This window comes from Haloarcula salinisoli (genome assembly GCF_019599405.1).
GTDB lineage: Archaea > Halobacteriota > Halobacteria > Halobacteriales > Haloarculaceae > Haloarcula > Haloarcula salinisoli.
The window spans coordinates 67,467-84,373 of the sequence record NZ_RKLQ01000003.1; the positions used below are offsets into that span (position 1 = coordinate 67,467).

Below are 16,907 nucleotides of genomic sequence, written 5' to 3' on the forward strand. Positions count from 1 at the left end.
CCCGTTACTAACGGCCGCGAGCGGGCGACGACGGGCCCGTCGCCGATACGGTCGCCTTTCTCTCAGTCGCGTGTCGGTAACAAAGTCGGCGCTCGTACGAACTCGGTTCGATGATGGACGATACGACACGCAGACGGGTTATCCAGGCTGGGGGAATCATCGGTATCACAGGCGTCGTCGGCGGCGTCGTCGCCGGGCAGGAGTCCCCGACGCCGACCGAGGGTGAGACGGCGCTGCGGGTCACCCACGCGTCGCCGGACGCGCCGGCCGTGAACGTCAACCTCGACGACCAGACCGTCGTCGAGAATCTCGACTTCGGCAACGTCACCGACTACCAGACGGTAGAGCCAGGGACCTACCAGCTCCAGATCGTCTCGGCCGAGGACGGCGGCGGATTCCTCGGTGGGGTACTGGGGGACCTCTTCGGCTCGAACGAGCAGGGTGAGACGGTGCTGTACGAACAGGAGGTGACCGTCGAGGAGGGGGCGACCTACACCGCCGTCGCCTACGGCGAAGCCGGACAGGGGGCCGCCGAGACCCCGACTGCCGGCACCCCGACGCCCAACGAGACTGTGACACCCGACGGGGGCACGACGCCGACCGAGACTGCAACACCTGGTGGCGGCGCGACGCCGACGGAGACCCCGACGGTCGAACCGCTCCAGGCTGGCGGCGGCCAGGCCGGCCCGCTCGTTCAGGACCTCGCCTTCGGGGAGAGCGCCAGCGCGACCGTCCCGGCTGGCGACTACCGGCTCATGGTCCGGCCGGCCGACGACGGGGACGTGACCCCGACGCCCGGCGAGGAGACGACACCGACGCCGGACGGCGCGACCACCCCTACTGGAGGGGGCACGCCCGAATCGGGGACCGAATTCCAGGTCGCAATCCTCGAAGACGACCTCTCCAGCCCGCCCGAAGGGGAGTCGCGCGCCCGCGTCTTCCACGCGGTGCCGGACGTCGGGCCGGTGACCGTCATCGCCACGCCACAGGGCGGTCAGGGTCAAGGGCAGGGCGGCGGACAAGGTCAGGGCGGCGGCCAGGGACAAGGACAGGGCGGCGGTCAGGGACAAGGACAGGGCGGCGGTCAGGGACAAGGACAGGGCGGCCCGGGACAAGGTCAGGGCGGCGGCCAGGGACAAGGACAGGGCGGCGGCCAGGGACAAGGACAGGGCCAGGGCCCACCGCTCAGTGCGAACGTCACGCTCGAAGCGAGTACCGTCTACAGCGGCTTCGCGGTCGGCTACGCGGACCCGGAAGCTGCAGCCGAGGAAACCCCGACGGACGGAACGCCTGCGGGAACACCGACGGACGGAACACCTGCCGGAACGCCGACGGACGGCGCCCCCACCGGGGAGCTCCCCGGCTTCGAACTGCTCGTCGCCGAGACGGCGACCGACGGCGAGCGGGTCGACGGTGGGGGCACGTAGACGCACAGCCACTCATCACGCACCGTCGAACAGCGACGGCGTCGATAGGACCGCCAGCCGCTCGACCTCGACGGTGACGGCGTCCTCGCTGCGGGCGACGGCCACGTCCCGACCCGTGAACAGGTCCGTCGTGTCGACCACCGGCCGGAGGTCGACCCTGCGGGGGTCGGCGGCGAAGTTGACGACGACAATTCGCTTCGCATCGCCCGCGTTACGGCCGAAGACGAGCACGTCGTCGGGTGTTTCGGTCCGGTAGGCCGGGCGGACGAGGTCGGCGCTCGGGCCGAGGACGGGCGAGTCGTGGTAGAACGCGACGAGGCGCCGATAGAAATCGAGGTGGTCCTCGGGAAACTCCGCCCAGTTGACGAACGCCCGCTTGTACGGGTCGCGTTCGATGTCGTCGGCGCGGTCGTCGTCGTCGGCGTACGGAAACTCGCGGCGGGTCCCGTGTCTGGTAATGAGCCGCTCCTGGCCGTAGTAGAGCATCGGCACCCCAGGAAGCGTGAACGCGGCAGCGGCTGCGGCGCGTGCGACCGCCGCCGGGTCCTCGCGGTGGCCGACGGCGGCCTCGTGGGCCAGCCGGGCCTCGTCGTGGTTCTCCGTGGCGTTCAGCAGGCGCGTATAGTCGGGAAAGCCGTCGCGCTCCCGGGCCTCGATGGCGTCGAGCAGGTCGCTGGGTGGCCGTTCGCCGCGGGCGACGGCGTGGGCCGTCTCGGTGAACCCGGTCGTGTCGAAGTGACAGTCGAACTCCGAGGCCGCGAAGGCGGGTGTCCGGGGGATGGCCTCGTCGAGCAGGAGGAAATCTGAGTCCATCGCACGCACGCGCTCGCGGACCTCCGCCCAGAAGCTGTGGGGCACTCCCCAGGCGATGTCACAGCGGAACCCGTCGACGCGCTCGGCCCAGAACTCGACGGCGGCCAGCAGGTGTTCCCGCAGCGCGACGTTGCCGTGGTTGAGGTTTGGCTGGAGCCGCACGCCGAAGAAGCTGGTCTGGGCCGGCGCGGCGTCGTGGCGGCTCGCCCCCCGCTGGCGGTCGAACCAGTCGAAGTACGTCGAGGACGCGTCCCACGCCACGATATCTGGGAACTGGGCGGGCTCATCGGGATCGTCGCCGACTTGCGCGATGGTCTCCTGGAAGAACGGGTGAGTCCAGCCGCAGTGGTTGGCGACGAGGTCGAAGCAGACGCGGATGTCGTGGTCGTGACACCGGTCGACGAACGCCTCGAACTCCGCGATGGTGCCCAGGTCCGGGGCCACGTCGAAGTAGTCTGCCGTGCTGTACCCGTGTGGGCCGCCCGGCGCGGTCTCGACGGTGGGACTCCAGGCCGGGACGATGGGTGTCAACCACACCACGTCGACGCCCAGCTCGTCTAAGTAGCTGACTCGGTCGGCCAGCACCTCGAAGGTGGTCTCGCCCGGCTCGCCGGCGAAAGAACGCGTGAATATCTCGTAGACGACGGCGTCGTCGAGCCAGTCGGGCGGTCGGTTCGGCAGGGAGACGGACTCGGACTCGGGGTCGAGCACAATCTCGTCACGAACGCCGACACGCTGGCCGTCGAACGGGGCTGCGTAGAGGCGCGTCGGCCCGTCCAGCGCGGCGGCGGGAATACGCGCCGTAGTCCCATCGACCGCGATGTAGGTCGCGGCGAGACCGCTCGCGTCGTGGGGGAGGTACTCGACGACGAGGTCCGACTCGACGGCGTGGCTGTCCGACGCGAGTTCGGCCCCGGATTCGACGACGAACGACTCGGTGGCGGCGTCGTACCGGCCGTCGAGTTCGATGCGTGGCGGGCCACCGCAATCCCGCCGTCCGCTGGCGCCGACCCCGTCGGCGGCCGCCGCGTCGCCCTCGTCCCCGTCGAAGACCCGAACCGTCAGCTCGTGGGTCCCGTCGGGCGCGTCGAGTTCGAAGACGTAGGTCCCCGGCTCGTCGGGCTCGAACTCGGCGGTGTGTCCCAGGCCGTGGTCGTAGCGGTCGCGGTCGTCGTACGGCGTCGGCGCGTCCTCGAGGGTGGCGCTGCTTCCCGCCGGGCGAGACACGACCGACCACGAGAACGCGTCGGCGTCGTAGCTCTTCGGGTCCCGTTCGGGCGACCCCGCTATCGTCGGCGCGAGGTTGTCCCGGTCGAACCCGTGCTCTACGTCGACGAAGACGGGGTCGACGATGCGCTGGCCCACCTGCATGAACCGCGGCGGGCCGGGGTGGTGGCTGTCGAGTCCCATCGGCTGGTGGTATCTGGTACAGCCCCGGAGATGAGGGTTGCGGGCGAGGTCGCCTGCGTAGTCGTGGTGGAGATGGTGGTCCGCCGTGGAGGGCGATTCGCTTCCGGCACGCGCTCAGCAGACGATGACGCTGGCGCTGTACTGTCGGCCGTCGTACTCGACGACGTGTGGCGGGTCATCCCACCGGTCGGGTAGTCTCTTGCCCAGCTCGACCGTGCCGTTTCTGACCCCGCGCCGGAACTCCCGCTGTGCCTGCGCGGAGAGATCCGAGTACTGTCGTGTCATGTCGGCCTCAGAACCCCGCTCCTCGGAGACGACTTCGACGGTCAGGACGTACGGACAGTCGTAGTGCGATGCCGTCCTCGGTGTCGGTGTGGGTTCGGTAGGCGTCGCCGTGGCGGGCGGCGTCGGCGTGGTCGCCACCGGTGTCGTCTGTGTGGTCGCACAGCCACTTACGACTGCGAGCAGAGAGAGGCCGGCTAGCAGGAACGGCCTACGGTGCATGGCGACGAAATCACATCCGTCTGATAAATACTTTGTCTGTGACCCCGCCACGCATCGATGGCCGACCCTCGCTGCTGGCCGGTGAGTCGAGCCAGTCCGGGCTGTGTGACCCCGTCGCCCGCTGGCGGACCCGGTAGCCATCGGGGTCGCGTGGGCGCCGACGCGGTGGCCCGAAATAGGAGTCTCATAACAATATCGCCGATATCGGTAGAGGCGGTAGGCAGATGCCACACGCGGACTGGGCCGTACAGGACGGCGCCGTCGTCGAGCGGCCACGCGACATCCAGCAGCATCCGCTGCTTTCGGCGATATACGACAGACACGACGAGCTCATCGCGGACCACCTGCCCGGGGGCGAGACGCTGGAACTCGCCTTCGGCCAGCATATCCACCCGCAGGCGGACGTCGGGACTGAGGCGTGGCGGTCGAACGCGGTCGGCGTCGGGCGGCCGGCGGTGCTGGGCGACGCGCGCTCGCTGCCGTTCGACGACGGCGTGTTCGACGCTATCATCGGTCGTCGGTTTCTCCACCACGTCCCCGACGGGGACCGGGCCGACATTCTGCAGGAGGTCCATCGCGTCCTGAGACCCAGTGGTCGGGTCGTCCTCGTGGAGGGGACACCGGGGCTGTACCGACGGCTGACGAAACGCACGGCGTTCAGCCTCGGCCTGCTCGACGAGGACAACGACCGCTACGGCCACTTATCGGAGGCGGCGGTCACCGGCCTCGTCAGCGCCCACTTCGAGGTCCGCACCAAACGGACGCTCGGCTCACCGTTCATACTCGCGAGCATCGCAGAGAGCCGACTCGCCGCGTCGCTGTTCCCGCTCTACGAGCGGACACAGTGTATCAAGTGGTGGACGTTCATCGTCGGTCAGAAGCCGGAACCGCCAGACTGAGGCCGCTCACGAGCACTGTCGCGGCCCACCGCAGTCTCACTCGTTGGCCAGGCCGACGTCCTCGACGAGGAGTCGAATGTCGTTGTCGCTGCCGTCCTCCGGCGCGAACGGAATCCCGCTTGCTTCTGCACAGTCGCCTTCGCCGACGTTCTGGGTCTCGAAGCCACCGAACAGGGTCGTCAGCTTCGCCGTCCCGGTGCCGTCGTCGATGATGACTTCGTTGTCTCCGATCGACTGGATCTCGCCCGTGATGCTTACGCTGTCGCCATCGCCTGTCGAGGCCTCCTCTGCGGTCGACGGTTCTTCGTTGTTTACATCCTCGGCCACGGTACCGATCTCGTCTTCCCCCGGTCCACAGCCGCCGAGTATGCCACTGCAGCCCGCCATAGACGCGGTAGCGCCCGCCGCGGCCATGATTTTCAATGTCTTCCGTCGCTTCATTACGACGTATCAATCTATACTCCGATGAATAAAATTTTCCATTAGCTAACTGGACGGTTCCGGGACACGGCGCCGGCGGCGTCCCACCCGACACCGAGTCCAGCCCAGTGACTACACTTATCCGGTGGGTGGACACAACTCGTCCGTATGAGCGACGAGTCGTCCGACCACAAACAAAGCCGTCTGTTCACCACCGAGGACGGCGACTTCGACGAAGACCGGGCGAAGGCGGACGCGCTCCCCGTCGAGGACGGCGAGGTCGTCGACACCGGCGAGCTCGCGGACCACCAGCGCTACGTCGAGGAGCGGGGCATCTACGACGAGCGCAACCGGGTCAACGACCTCACCGGCCGGGAGTGGAAGTTCGCGACCAAATCCGTCATCCCCGAGCAGTACCCGCCCGCCATCCAGCACGACCTGCGGAGCGAACACGGCGGCCAGAAACCCCCCAGACTCTGTCTGGCACTCATCCAGCGGTTCAGCAAGGCCGGCGACCTCGTGCTCGACCCCTTCGCCGGCGTCGGCGGCACGCTGCTTGGGGCCTCGCTGGCCGAGTACGAGGGCACCGGTCGCCGCGACGCCGTCGGCTTCGAACGCACCGAGCGCTGGATAGATATCTACGAGACGGTCCTCGAACGCGAGAACGCCGACCGCGAGGCCCGCGGCGAGGGACCGCTGGCCGCCCAGGAGCTGCGCCACGGGGACTGTGCCGACCTGGTCGAAGACGTCGAGACCGACGGCGTCGACTTTCTTCTCACCGACGTCCCCTACTGGGACATGGACAAGGTCGAACAGACCCGCAACGAGGTCGAGACCCGCGACAGCAAGCTGGGCGATTTCGACGACGACGACCGCCAGACGAAAGCCGACTGGCTCGACGAGATGGAAGCGAAGTTCGCGCAGTTCCGCCGTGTCGTCACGCCCGACGGCTACGTGGCGGTCTTCATCGGCGATATGTACCGCGAGCAGTCCTACAACATGCTCTCGGCGGAGCTCGCCGACCGCATCGAGGCCGCCGGCTACACGCTGAAGGCGAATCTCGTCTGGTACGACCCCTCGAAGGACCTCCACGTCTACGGCTATCCGTTCTCCTTTGTCCCCTCGATGGTCCACCAGAACATCCTGGTCTTTCGCAACGACTGACACTGCCGGCTGTACGTTCGGAAAGATATTCGCCGTCGCGGGATGCCGAATGACGTCCGTTCGTTACAGCCGGCAGTACGAGCCCGCAGACGGCGTTTGGACCGGCTTACCGACGCCGGGACAGTGGTACCTGGCCGCGGGCGCTCCCCCAGTCGACGGCGACGCCCAGCGGTGGCACGAGGAGTAACCGCAGAATTACAAGGCAGAGACTGCCCGGGTGTGGGACCATGGCTGGGGACGACTACCGGATTCGCCCGTACCGACCGCGGGACCGGGCGGGTTTTCTCTCGCTGTACGAGACGGTCTGGGGCCACCGGAAGAGCCGCGACTGGTTCGAGTGGCGATTTCAGTCGAACCCCTATAGCGACCGCGTGGAGATGGTCGTCGCCGAAACCGACGACACTATGGTCGGCGTCGAACCGCTGTTGCCCTTTCGGCTCCGCGTCGGCGACCGACGCCTCGCCGCCTACCAGCCCGTCGACTGGCTCGTCCACCCTGACCACCGACGGCGGGGCCTGTTCACGCGGATGACCGAGCGGCTACTCGCACGGTACGCCGACGACGCGGCGCTCCTGTTCAACTTCCCGACCGACGCCTTGCTCTCCGGGCTCGAATCGTTCGACTGGCGCGTCGTCGGCGACCTTCCCACGAGCTACCGCGTCCAGAACCCCCGCCCGCTCGTGGCCGACGCCGTCGGTCCCAGGGCCGAAAAGGCACTCTCGCCTGCCATCCGGGTCGCCTCGGCGGCCACGAAACGCGGGCTCGCCCTCCTCGACCGCTACAACGTCCCCGCGACGGACTACACCGTCGAGGCCCACGACCGACTCCCGGTCGAGACAGTCGAACGGCTCTACGCTGGCACGGCACCGACCGCTATCCACGTCCCCCGGGACGAGCCCTACCTGGCCTGGCGGTTCGACAACCCCCACTGGGAGACGACGACCTACGTCGCCACCGCCGACGGCGACCCCGTCGGGAGCATCATCGCCGCGACCGAACGGCGCGACGACTGCACGACGGCGATGGTACTGGACTGCCAGCCGATGTGTGACGACCGCGCCGACGTCATCGAACCCCTCCTCGTCCGGTTCGTCCGCGACAACCGCGACGCCGACGTGCTGAAAGCGCCCGGCTGGTACGCCCCGCGACTCCGCCGCCGCTACGGCTTCTGGCACGACAGCGCCCTCGCCGTCTCGCGGTTCCCCACCATCTCCCGGGCCACCGTCCGCCCGCTGGTCGAGGACCTCGACGACGCCGACGCCTGGCTGCTCGACGGGCGCCGTCTCACCGACCGCGCGAGCTGGCGACTCACGCTCGCCGACCTCGATATCGAGTGAGGACCGCTCGGACGGTCGCCTGCACGACCACGCTCCCCGATGAGTGACACCAGATGCACACAAGCGACTGAACTCGAAGGCAACCACGGGGCCTGCCACTCGCAAGCCCCCCGATTAACCCGTGAAAGCGACAGTATCCACTGAATGCCCACACTCTCTATCGAGGACGGACGGCTCTGGTACGACGACCACGGACGCGGGCCGCCGCTGGTCTGTATTCACGGTGGCTGGCTGAACACCCACTCCTGGGACGAGCAGGTCGAGCGATTCGCAGACGAGTACCGGGTGGTGCGGTTCGACCTCCGTGGGCACGGCCGGACCGGCCCGACCGGGACGCGAGACTATTCCATCGACCTGTTCGTGGACGACCTCGAACGCCTCCTCGACCACCTCGATATCCACCGCCCGATTCTCTGTGGCCTGTCCGTCGGCGGCATGATAGCACAGTCCTACCTCGATAGACACCCAGACCGGGCGCGAGGCGCCGTCGTCGGCGGGCCGCTGCAGTCGATGCCCCCGGTCGACATCCCGCCGATGATGAAGCCCTTCCTCTCGCCGCTCCCGGCGATAACGGGGATGGCGTCGACGTTCGGCTCGACCGCGACGTTTCAGTCGCTGCTGGCCTCTATCAGGGCGATAACTGGCCGGCGGTGGCTGACGCTCGACCCCGCAGTCCGCTCGAAAGCGCTCGATGCGCTCGACGACGTCTCACCGGACGAGTACCGGAAGATATTCCGTGCGCTCTACGAGTTCGAACCGCCGAATCTGTCCCACATCGCGACGCCCGTGCTCGTCCTCTACGGGGCCCAGGAAGCGCCCATGGTCAAGCGCCAGGGCGAGCAACTCGCGACGACCGTTCCCCAGGGGCAGTTACGCGAGATACCAGACTCGGGGCACCTCATCAATCAGGACAACCCGTTGGCGTTCAACGAGGCCTGTGCGGCGTTTTTCGGGACCCTGGCGCCGTCGGTCGCTCACCCTCCGTGATTTTGGGGTGGCCGTGTGGCGACTGTGATTCGCGAAAAAGTAGTATGCCGCCTCCCGGACCTCAACTGGTGGTTTACATGCCGGTAACACAACCCCCCGTGTAGATGACGAGAAACGCAGATCGTCGAATCGAGAATCTGCAGGACCGCATCGAGCGGGCCGAGGAGATGAGTGGAGACGACCAGGACGTGCTGCAGGCCTTCGACAATAGGCTGGCCCTGCTCGGGAGCCAGTACGGCAAGGAACGCCGTGAGAAGCTGCTCAGGCACTGTGTGCGCATCGCCGAGGAAGTCGGTGGACTGGCCGACGCCCTCGACGACAAGCGAGCTGCCGAGGACATCGTCCGCTGGATTCACGACACCTACGACAACGAGGAGTCCAACCGGGACTACCGGGTCGCGCTGCGGATGTTCGGGAAGCACGTCAGCGACGGCGACGAGATTCCCGATAGTATCGCGTGGGTCTCGGCGACCACGTCGAAGGACTACAACCCGATGCCGAACCCGGCGAAGATGCTCTGGTGGGACGAGCACATCAAGCCCATGCTGAACGAGTGCCGACACGCCCGAGACAAGGCGCTCATCGCCGTCGCGTGGGACTCCGGGGCCCGGAGCGGGGAACTCCGAAACCTCACCGTCGGCGACGTTTCCGACCACAAATACGGTCTGCGTATCTCCGTCGACGGGAAGAAGGGCGAGCGATCGGTCATCCTGACGACCGCCGTTCCCCAACTCCAGCAGTGGCTGAACGTCCATCCGGGGAAGGACCAGCCGGACGCCCCGCTCTGGTCGAAACTGAGCAAGCCCGAAGATATCAGCTACCAGATGAAGCTCAAAATCCTCAAGAAGCACGCCCGGAAGGCTGGCGTGAACCACTGCGACGTGACTTTCACCCGGATGCGCAAGTCTTCCGCTTCCTATCTCGCTTCGGACGGCGTGAATCAGGCCCACATCGAGGACCATCATGGCTGGGACCGGGGTTCTGACGTTGCTTCCCGTTATGTTGCTGTCTTCGGCGACGCCAACGACCGCGCTATCGCGCAGGCCCACGGCGTCGACGTGGAAGAGGACGAATCCGACCCGATTGCTCCGGTCACCTGCCCCCGCTGCCGGAACGAGACGCCCCGCGACGAACCCACCTGTGTCTGGTGCAGTCAGGCGATGGACGCGGCGGCTGTCGAAGAACTGGAGCGGGAACAGGACGAGATTCGGTCGGAACTGCTGCAGATTGCCCACGACGACCCTGACTTCCTCGACAACCTCGACCGCGTCGAGCAATTCATCGAGCTCGGTGACGAGAACCCCGAACTCCTCCGTGAGGCCAGGGAGTTCGCCAGCCTCACCGAGAGCTGAAGCGGCCACCGGCTACACCTCCTCCTTCGCGCGCTCGATCTCGCTCTGTACGTCGTGTAGGGTCGGTTCGTCCCCGTATCGGATGAGTGCCCGCAGTGCCAGTGCGCGGACGAACTCGTCGTCCCCGTGCTTGATGATGCGGACGAGCGTGTCCCTGTTCTCCCGGACGAACTGGTCCCCGTCTGCGTTCTTCGCCGTCATTGAATCACCCCCTTCGGCGACAGTCCAAAATCAGTCGGCGTGTGGCTCTCGACGTGGAAGGAGACCTTCTTGTCCCGCAGGTCGCGCCCGCAGACCGGGCACTCGACGAGTCGAATCTTGTCGTGGCCGAACCGCTCGATCATCGGCCGACACCTCGCTCGGTGGGGTCGATTCGAGACGGTTCCTGTCGGCCAGCCGCTACAATCAGTCCATCGTGGTTGTTTTCCATAGTCCGGTGGAGAGCCGGTTAGGCCGGCGAAACCGGACCGGGAAGCCATCGTTCCCAAGCTCTAAGTATCTAGAGCTAGAAAGAACAGTTGGGAAGACACCTTCCCGGTCCACACACTTCAGAACGGACGGCCGAAGCTTGGTGAGCTTGATGCGGCCGTCCGTTCGCACTTTTCCACTTTCGAGAGTCATCTGTCTGAATCCTGTGAGTTGCTTGGGCGGTTTTTTCTGCGTGCTAGGTCCATATTCGGGGGTTTTACTTAGTACCTGTTGATTAATTAATAAGTTATTAACCTAGTTAATTACTAGTCGCCCACCCACGTTTTCGGTCTGGTTTTGTGCTGCACGTGTAGCCCATACAGGCTGGTCCCACTTAGTATATATCAGTGAATTGATGATTGATTCAATCATTGATTGACTAGGTTATTCATGTCTCTCGTCGGGGTGTGTCTGGGCCTCCTGTCGGAGTCGAGAAAGGGCGCGTTCGAGCTTCGGGATCGCTTCCGTGCGGTCGTAGTCCGGCCGTGTCAGTGTCCGAAGGGCCGGTTGGACGTGTTCGGTAGCGACCTGTGCGGCGAAGTCGTCCGAGACGGAGGCCTGTGGGTCCGCTGGTGGGTCGACTGAGAGCGTCGCGGCCGCAGCTGCCGCGCCGAGAAACTGGCGTCGGCTTGGGTCCTTCGTCGAGGCGATGCTTTCATTCCCGCGTGTATCGTCGGTTGACATGGGTTCTGGTCCCCAGAACCCGGTCCGCCTGCCCTTACAGGCGGACACTTTCCTGATTCAGTGTCCTCAGGACCGGGCTCTGATACCATCTCCTACACTGTGTAATGGTGAAAAGCGTTTCCCCATCTCCTTCATAGGTGATGGCTAAAGTACTGGTCCGTATTCACTATCTACATACGTGATGTCTTCGAAAGTACGGACCGTGCCGGGGAAAGACCGCGATGAGGAGTCAGGTGAGTACACCACAAGCTATGCTGACTCCGACTTCCTCGCTGCCATCTCCAAGCTAGACGGAATGGCTGGAACATCCGAAATAGCTCAAGAAGTAGGCTGTACCCGGCGAACTGCTTATACCCGTCTTTCTTCAATCGAGGAGAAGGGCGATGTGAGGAGTCGTCAGGTCGGAAACTCCCTCGTCTGGATTGTTGCCGATAATCTGGAGTAGATTAGTTCCTACGAGGAGCAAAGCCACCTCGGTTGTATACCTCTTCAAATGTTATTTTATTAGGGTGCTGTTCGAACAGTCTCTTACCTTCTTCTGGGTCTATATCGATCCAACGCCCAGGTGTGAATAGTGGCTCCGTGATTGTCTCACCAAATTCGTCCTCACAGACAATCTCGACCCAGAAATTGAACTCATAATGTTCGTTTCTGAATGCCTCACCCACCCCTGAAGTGAAATCACCGTAGGCCTGTCCTTCTGGCGCAGGAAAAGGGGGTCGACCAGAAAATTCTACACCTCTCTCACCACCACTGATAGCCCTCTCTTGGATTTTCTCGCCATCTTCACATCTCTGTATACTATGCTCTATCGATCGCGTATTGATTCTATCAGGGTCACGATCGTCGGAGAGCAAGTTACGTTCATCATCCTTTGGAAATTCTACCGTGGTACGCAAGCGCATATTCTTCGCTACGCCTTTGCCATAGTTTGACACATATGCGCTTATTTCATTACCATCTTTGTCACAATCGCCGACTTCTATCAATGGCTCTTGTTCAAGCCTGAGAACTTTGTGCTGCTGATGATACAATCCAACCAGTAATGCGCTCAGAATCAGAGAACCTATAGCGCCAATGACTTCTCCCCACTTTAGCAACCAACCGAAAATGTACCCCTGCAATAACATCGGTATCATACTAATTGGGACAAATTTCACTCCCCGATAGCTTCCTCTACAATCTCGATTTCCTCGTCGGTCAGCCCATACAGCTCGTAGACGATGTCGTCGATGAGGTCGTCCGTCCGCGCAATTTTCTCTTCAAGCTCTTCGGCCCGTTCCTTCGTTCCGACGTAACTCTCTAGCCCGTCCCGAACCTCGTCGACGGCGGGCAGCGTGAGCTTCCGCAGCCGGTCGACCAGCGAGTTCGTTTTCGTCGCGGTCTCGCGGAAGCCTGCGAACCCACCGGCCTCGTCGACGGCGACTGGGACGAACGCCTCGATCAGGTCGGCCTCCGTCTCGGTGAGATCCGTAATCCGCAGTGCCGGCAGCGGGTCAGTCTCCGTGTATCCCCACTGGTCGGTCTCGTAGGCGTCCTCGTCGTCGGGCTTGTAGCGGGCTGTGAGTCGGATCTCGACGGTGGTACCTGATTCACGGATCACAGTGACCTCGCCGATACGGAGATTCGGTTTCTGTTCGGTGGTTTCTTGCAGGATGGAATCTGCCGAGCCTTCAGGGGGCTGGGTGAGACCGACATCGGCGAGTGTTGGGCCGTCGGAGTAGGTTCCGAGATGGTCACGCAAAGACAAGTTCAGTTCACCGAGCGACTGTTTTCTAGATTTAATAGTTTCAGCTAAATAGATAAGTGAATGATATTGACCCTTCTCATCAGTAGGGACTTGTTCACTATTGGAGTCATATTCCGCCTGAGGGCTGTTTAGTGTATCTGAACTAATCTCTTTGACTGGAAGTTGGCGGATATCTTCCGGATACACATCAGTATAACTACCCTGTAGCGAACCAGTGGCTAGGAAATTACTGAAATAGTATCCCACGAGGGCAGAGTTAGCTATCGCATTAAGATACCGAATATCGTACTCATTTGCATCTTCAGTAGCTTCGTAATCAGCAGGTCCACGATGTTCTTCCATTTCTGGAGACCAATTAACTGCATGAGCAGCACGCTGTGCTGTGTAATACTTATCGTAGTCAAAGCACGAAATCAGCCTATTATTTTCCCCACTTATACGCCTGAAAATCACTTTTGGATTTTCAAATAACTCTGGATATTTCGGCCGATGGAAATGTGACTGTTTGGACTCATAATCAATGTATCTACCTTTCCACTCTAAGGCATATCGCTGGATATCCCCACCTTCCAAATATGGCTTAAAGCCGTCTCCCTCTTTCGAGTCATGCAGCACATCTTCTTTGTCAAAATCCAGTTCACTGTGACTTCCACTGTGAGCTACAACACCGGGATTAACACAACAAATAGATCCTAAAGAGACTGATATACGTTCTATTGCGTTTTTCAATTCAAGATCTTCTGGCGAAAGATTGACTCTGAATGCAGAATGCTTGTACTCAGTAAAAGTATCCTGATCCAATGCAAACAGCTGATTATATGATAAATCCGAGTAGCCAACAATCTGAGTCTCTTCATCTGAGGTCGATTTCGAAACTGTGTAAATAACACACTGTCTGTCCACACCAGTAAATACTTCTAACTCCCCAAAATCTACTAATCTTACAATATGTGTGTTTTCTATGAAATAATTCCGGAGGGCACGAGCATATTTTTCAGTCTTTAGTGAGCTTGGGGTGATGAATGAATGATTACCTCCATATCTGGTAAGCTCTGTTGCTCTGTAGCAGAAGAGAATGTACAGATCCCAGTGTCCCACAGCAGGCTCAGGATACATATTCTCGTATGTTCGCGGTGAAATGGAGTGGTTCTCTGTTAATTCCCAATTTGACACATACGGCGGATTCCCAACCACCGCATCAAACCCAGCCCCACCTAGTCGCTCCCCATCCTCTCCGAAGAACACTTCGGGAAACTCCAGTTCCCAGTGGAAGAAGTCCTCCTCGTCGGCCATCGCCTGCGCACTCGTGAACCAGTCTTCACCCTGTATCTCGGCCCACTCGTCGCTATCTTCGATAGCGCCGGCCATCTCCTCGTAGACGCCTTCGGGCACGTCCAGCCCGAACGCCTCGGCGGTGTGGACGTTGGCGATTTCGAAGAGCCGCTGATACAGCGGGTCCTCGCGTATCTCCTCGTATATCTCCTCCATCGACTTGATGTCCGCCAGGTCGTCGTTGTCGATGGCCAGCAAGTCCTCCATGAGGTCCATCACGTGCTCCAGTGTCTGCTGGCGAGCGCGGGCGAACGCCTGCGTGAGCGTCAACTGACCACCGTTCTCCTCGGTATCGTCGCTCAGTACCTCCGAAATATCCGACCCCACCAGTGAGTTCCCGGCCTTCAGGTGGTGGTCAAGGAATGCCAGCGGCTTGTCCGCAGCCAGCGTCTCCAGCCACATCGACAGTTTCCCCAGCTCGACGGCCATGCCGTTGACGTCGACGCCGTAGATGCACTCTTTCGCTATTGTCCGGCGGAGTTCCTGCTCGTCGTAGGACTGTATCTCCTGCTCGCGGACGACTTCCATCACCTGCTCGGTTAGATACCCCGTCGCGCTGGTGAGGAAGTGTGCCGATCCCATCGCCGGGTCCAGAATCTTCAGGTCCAGCACTTCCTGCCAGAACCGACGGAAGTACTCGGTATCACTCGGTTCCAGGCCGTCGGCTTCCAGGTCGGCTTTGATGTCGTCTAGCAGCGGGTCGACTGTCTCCTCGACGATGTAGCTCACCACGTAGTCCGGGGTGTAGTACGCACCCGTGGCCTTCCGCTCGCCGTCGTCGTTGACGACGTACAGTTCCCCTTTCTCGACCGTCTCGACGGCGTCGGCCACGCTCACCTCCGTCCCGGGCTTCCAGACCTGCCCTCCATCCTCGGCGACCGCGGCGTAGGGCTCCGACGCGATGCGGAATTCGTGTTCGAGCAGTCCCTCGTAGATGCTTCCAAGGTGGCGCGTGTCCAGGTCGGCGTAGTCGGCCAGCACTGGGTTCCCATCTTCCCCTTCGGTTGTTCCGAGGCGGTGGATTACCTCCGCGATGTAGCGGTCGGCTACTTCGTTCTCGGCCAGGAACTCGTGGGTCTCTTCGTCGAAGAGCCCGCCGTTGTAGGGCGGAATCCCCAGTTTCTCCTTCCCTTCGTCGACGAGCCCGAAGAGGTCCTCTAGCTGTCCCCAAATCTGGGTGGCGTAGCCGCTGTAGTCGTCGTAGGAATCGCCCGAGGTAATGTCCTCGTGAATCTCCAGCCGAATCTGGTCCAGGCTGAAGTGCTCCTCGAATTCAGCCTGTGCTTCTGGGTCATCGGGATGGATCAACCCTCGCGATTCGGCGTAGAGGACGAACATCAGCCGGTAGAGCAACACCAGCGACTGCTCTTTCAGCTCCTCGCGGGCGTCCTCGTCGTCCGGGTCGATGTCGAGGTCGTTGGTGTGGATGAACCCCTCGCCCAGTATTCGCAACGCGGTGAAGACGTTGTCCTGCAGGTCCTCACCGAGTTCCTGGGCTGCGGTCTCCGATTCGTTCCAGACCGTATCGAGGAACGACGTTCCCGCCACCTCGCGGAACGCTGCCGGTCGGAAGAACGTATAGAAGTATTTGAACTGCTCCAAGTCGCCGGACTCCAACAGCTCGGGAAGGTCGACTTCGTAGTAAATCTCGGTCGCGTAGTCTTTGGTCCCATAGAGTCGCCACTTCTTCCCGTCGGTGAGAATCCCCCACTTCAGCCGCTCCGGTGTGTGCTCCAGATAGTACTTGATCTGGTGCGATGCGTCCCGATAGGACCGCTGTTCGTTGAACCGCTTGGTGAAGTCGGCGTCCCACTGTTTCGCTTCCAGAACAGCCGACGCGAGCCCGTACATCGCTTCGGTCTCGCCGTCACGCTTCCGCTTGGCCGCATCGCGGCGCTTCTCGTCCGATTCAAACAGGAGGCGGTCGTTGTATCCGCCACTGTCGGGCAGTGTCGTCTCCGATAGCGTACCGAACCCGAGAACATCGAGCACTTCGTCGATCCACGAATCGAGGAGTTCGTCCTCGTTGTAGGAGCTGACGAGTTCGCCTTCCAGGTCCCACAGGTGCTGCAGTGCCTCAAACGCTTCTTCGGCTTCGTCGTCACACTCCCACTCTTCCAGGTCGTCGATTCGTTCGTCGAGATAGTAGCCAGAGAAAAGGCTCGAATTGCGGTATGGTGTCGAGCTAAGAGTGGCCTGACTCATAATGAAGTGGTAACTAGACAAATTGATGCGGTAATTAATCTAGGGGGTATCTCAGCGGAGTCTGCTGGTCTCTGTCCCCTCGTTTTGATACGACCAACGCCGACCCCCTCTCAAGGCCCCCTTCACCCCTTGCTCTTATCCCCTGATTAGCGCTG

Annotated in this window: 16 protein-coding genes; 8 read left to right on the forward strand and 8 right to left on the reverse strand. The window is 62.2% G+C overall.

Annotation, left to right across the window (positions count from 1 at the left end; translation table 11 throughout):
* The first annotated feature begins 113 nt into the window (after positions 1-113).
* Positions 114-1,427: a DUF4397 domain-containing protein gene (locus EGD98_RS16525; protein WP_220589506.1), complete on the forward strand. Its 1,314-nt coding sequence runs from the start codon at positions 114-116 to the stop codon at positions 1,425-1,427.
* A 15-nt stretch (positions 1,428-1,442) separates the two neighbouring features.
* Here EGD98_RS16525 and EGD98_RS16530 read toward each other — a convergent pair whose 3' ends face one another.
* Together EGD98_RS16530 and EGD98_RS16535 are read right to left on the reverse strand one after the other, a co-directional pair.
* Complete coding sequence (locus EGD98_RS16530) at positions 1,443-3,650, reverse strand: alpha-amylase family glycosyl hydrolase (protein WP_220589507.1); 2,208 nt, start codon at positions 3,648-3,650, stop codon at positions 1,443-1,445.
* A gap of 114 nt (positions 3,651-3,764) precedes the next feature.
* On the reverse strand, positions 3,765-4,154 hold the full coding sequence (locus EGD98_RS16535) for a DUF7979 domain-containing protein (RefSeq protein ID WP_220589508.1): 390 nt from the start codon (positions 4,152-4,154) through the stop codon (positions 3,765-3,767).
* A 224-nt stretch (positions 4,155-4,378) separates the two neighbouring features.
* Between EGD98_RS16535 and EGD98_RS16540 the strand changes: the two genes are divergently transcribed.
* Positions 4,379-5,053 carry a class I SAM-dependent methyltransferase gene (locus EGD98_RS16540; RefSeq protein ID WP_220589509.1) on the forward strand — a complete coding sequence of 225 codons (675 nt, stop codon included), beginning with the start codon at positions 4,379-4,381 and terminating at the stop codon, positions 5,051-5,053.
* Between the two features lie 36 nt (positions 5,054-5,089).
* Here EGD98_RS16540 and EGD98_RS16545 read toward each other — a convergent pair whose 3' ends face one another.
* Positions 5,090-5,440: a hypothetical protein gene (locus EGD98_RS16545; RefSeq protein WP_220589510.1), complete on the reverse strand. Its 351-nt coding sequence runs from the start codon at positions 5,438-5,440 to the stop codon at positions 5,090-5,092.
* 201 nt (positions 5,441-5,641) lie between these two features.
* Here EGD98_RS16545 and EGD98_RS16550 point away from each other — a divergent pair, with 201 nt between their 5' ends.
* The 5 genes from EGD98_RS16550 (at position 5,642) to EGD98_RS16570 (ending at position 10,313) form a co-directional block, all read left to right on the forward strand.
* Positions 5,642-6,637 carry a DNA methyltransferase gene (locus EGD98_RS16550; protein WP_220589511.1) on the forward strand — a complete coding sequence of 332 codons (996 nt, stop codon included), beginning with the start codon at positions 5,642-5,644 and terminating at the stop codon, positions 6,635-6,637.
* Between the two features lie 49 nt (positions 6,638-6,686).
* Positions 6,687-6,824 (forward strand): hypothetical protein, encoded by a 138-nt coding sequence (locus EGD98_RS16555; protein WP_220589512.1) that lies wholly within the window; start codon positions 6,687-6,689, stop codon positions 6,822-6,824.
* Positions 6,825-6,864: 40 nt separating this feature from the next.
* Entirely contained in the window at positions 6,865-7,974 is a 1,110-nt protein-coding gene (locus tag EGD98_RS16560) for a GNAT family N-acetyltransferase (protein ID WP_220589513.1), read from the forward strand.
* 144 nt (positions 7,975-8,118) lie between these two features.
* A complete protein-coding gene (locus EGD98_RS16565; RefSeq protein WP_220589514.1) occupies positions 8,119-8,961 on the forward strand; it encodes an alpha/beta fold hydrolase in 843 nt (280 codons plus the stop codon).
* Between the two features lie 104 nt (positions 8,962-9,065).
* The gene (locus tag EGD98_RS16570; RefSeq protein WP_220589515.1) at positions 9,066-10,313 is read left to right on the forward strand and encodes a site-specific integrase; all 1,248 of its coding nucleotides are present in this window, start codon (positions 9,066-9,068) and stop codon (positions 10,311-10,313) included.
* Between the two features lie 12 nt (positions 10,314-10,325).
* On the opposite strand, the gene EGD98_RS16575 is transcribed toward EGD98_RS16570, so the two are convergent.
* From EGD98_RS16575 to EGD98_RS16585, 3 genes are all read right to left on the reverse strand, one after another.
* Positions 10,326-10,514, reverse strand: coding sequence for a hypothetical protein (locus tag EGD98_RS16575; protein WP_220589516.1), 189 nt, complete (start codon positions 10,512-10,514; stop codon positions 10,326-10,328).
* Entirely contained in the window at positions 10,511-10,657 is a 147-nt protein-coding gene (locus tag EGD98_RS16580; protein WP_220589517.1) for a hypothetical protein, read from the reverse strand. The genes EGD98_RS16575 and EGD98_RS16580 overlap by 4 nt, the downstream gene beginning before the upstream one ends.
* A gap of 508 nt (positions 10,658-11,165) precedes the next feature.
* Complete coding sequence (locus EGD98_RS16585; RefSeq protein ID WP_220589518.1) at positions 11,166-11,465, reverse strand: twin-arginine translocation signal domain-containing protein; 300 nt, start codon at positions 11,463-11,465, stop codon at positions 11,166-11,168.
* A 181-nt stretch (positions 11,466-11,646) separates the two neighbouring features.
* Between EGD98_RS16585 and EGD98_RS16590 the strand changes: the two genes are divergently transcribed.
* The gene (locus tag EGD98_RS16590) at positions 11,647-11,910 is read left to right on the forward strand and encodes an HTH domain-containing protein (protein ID WP_236039582.1); all 264 of its coding nucleotides are present in this window, start codon (positions 11,647-11,649) and stop codon (positions 11,908-11,910) included.
* Between the two features lies 1 nt (position 11,911).
* Here EGD98_RS16590 and EGD98_RS16595 read toward each other — a convergent pair whose 3' ends face one another.
* Together EGD98_RS16595 and EGD98_RS16600 are read right to left on the reverse strand one after the other, a co-directional pair.
* Complete coding sequence (locus EGD98_RS16595; RefSeq protein ID WP_220589519.1) at positions 11,912-12,595, reverse strand: hypothetical protein; 684 nt, start codon at positions 12,593-12,595, stop codon at positions 11,912-11,914.
* Positions 12,596-12,621: 26 nt separating this feature from the next.
* Positions 12,622-16,752: an Eco57I restriction-modification methylase domain-containing protein gene (locus tag EGD98_RS16600; protein WP_220589520.1), complete on the reverse strand. Its 4,131-nt coding sequence runs from the start codon at positions 16,750-16,752 to the stop codon at positions 12,622-12,624.
* Between the last annotated feature and the right edge of the window lie 155 nt (positions 16,753-16,907).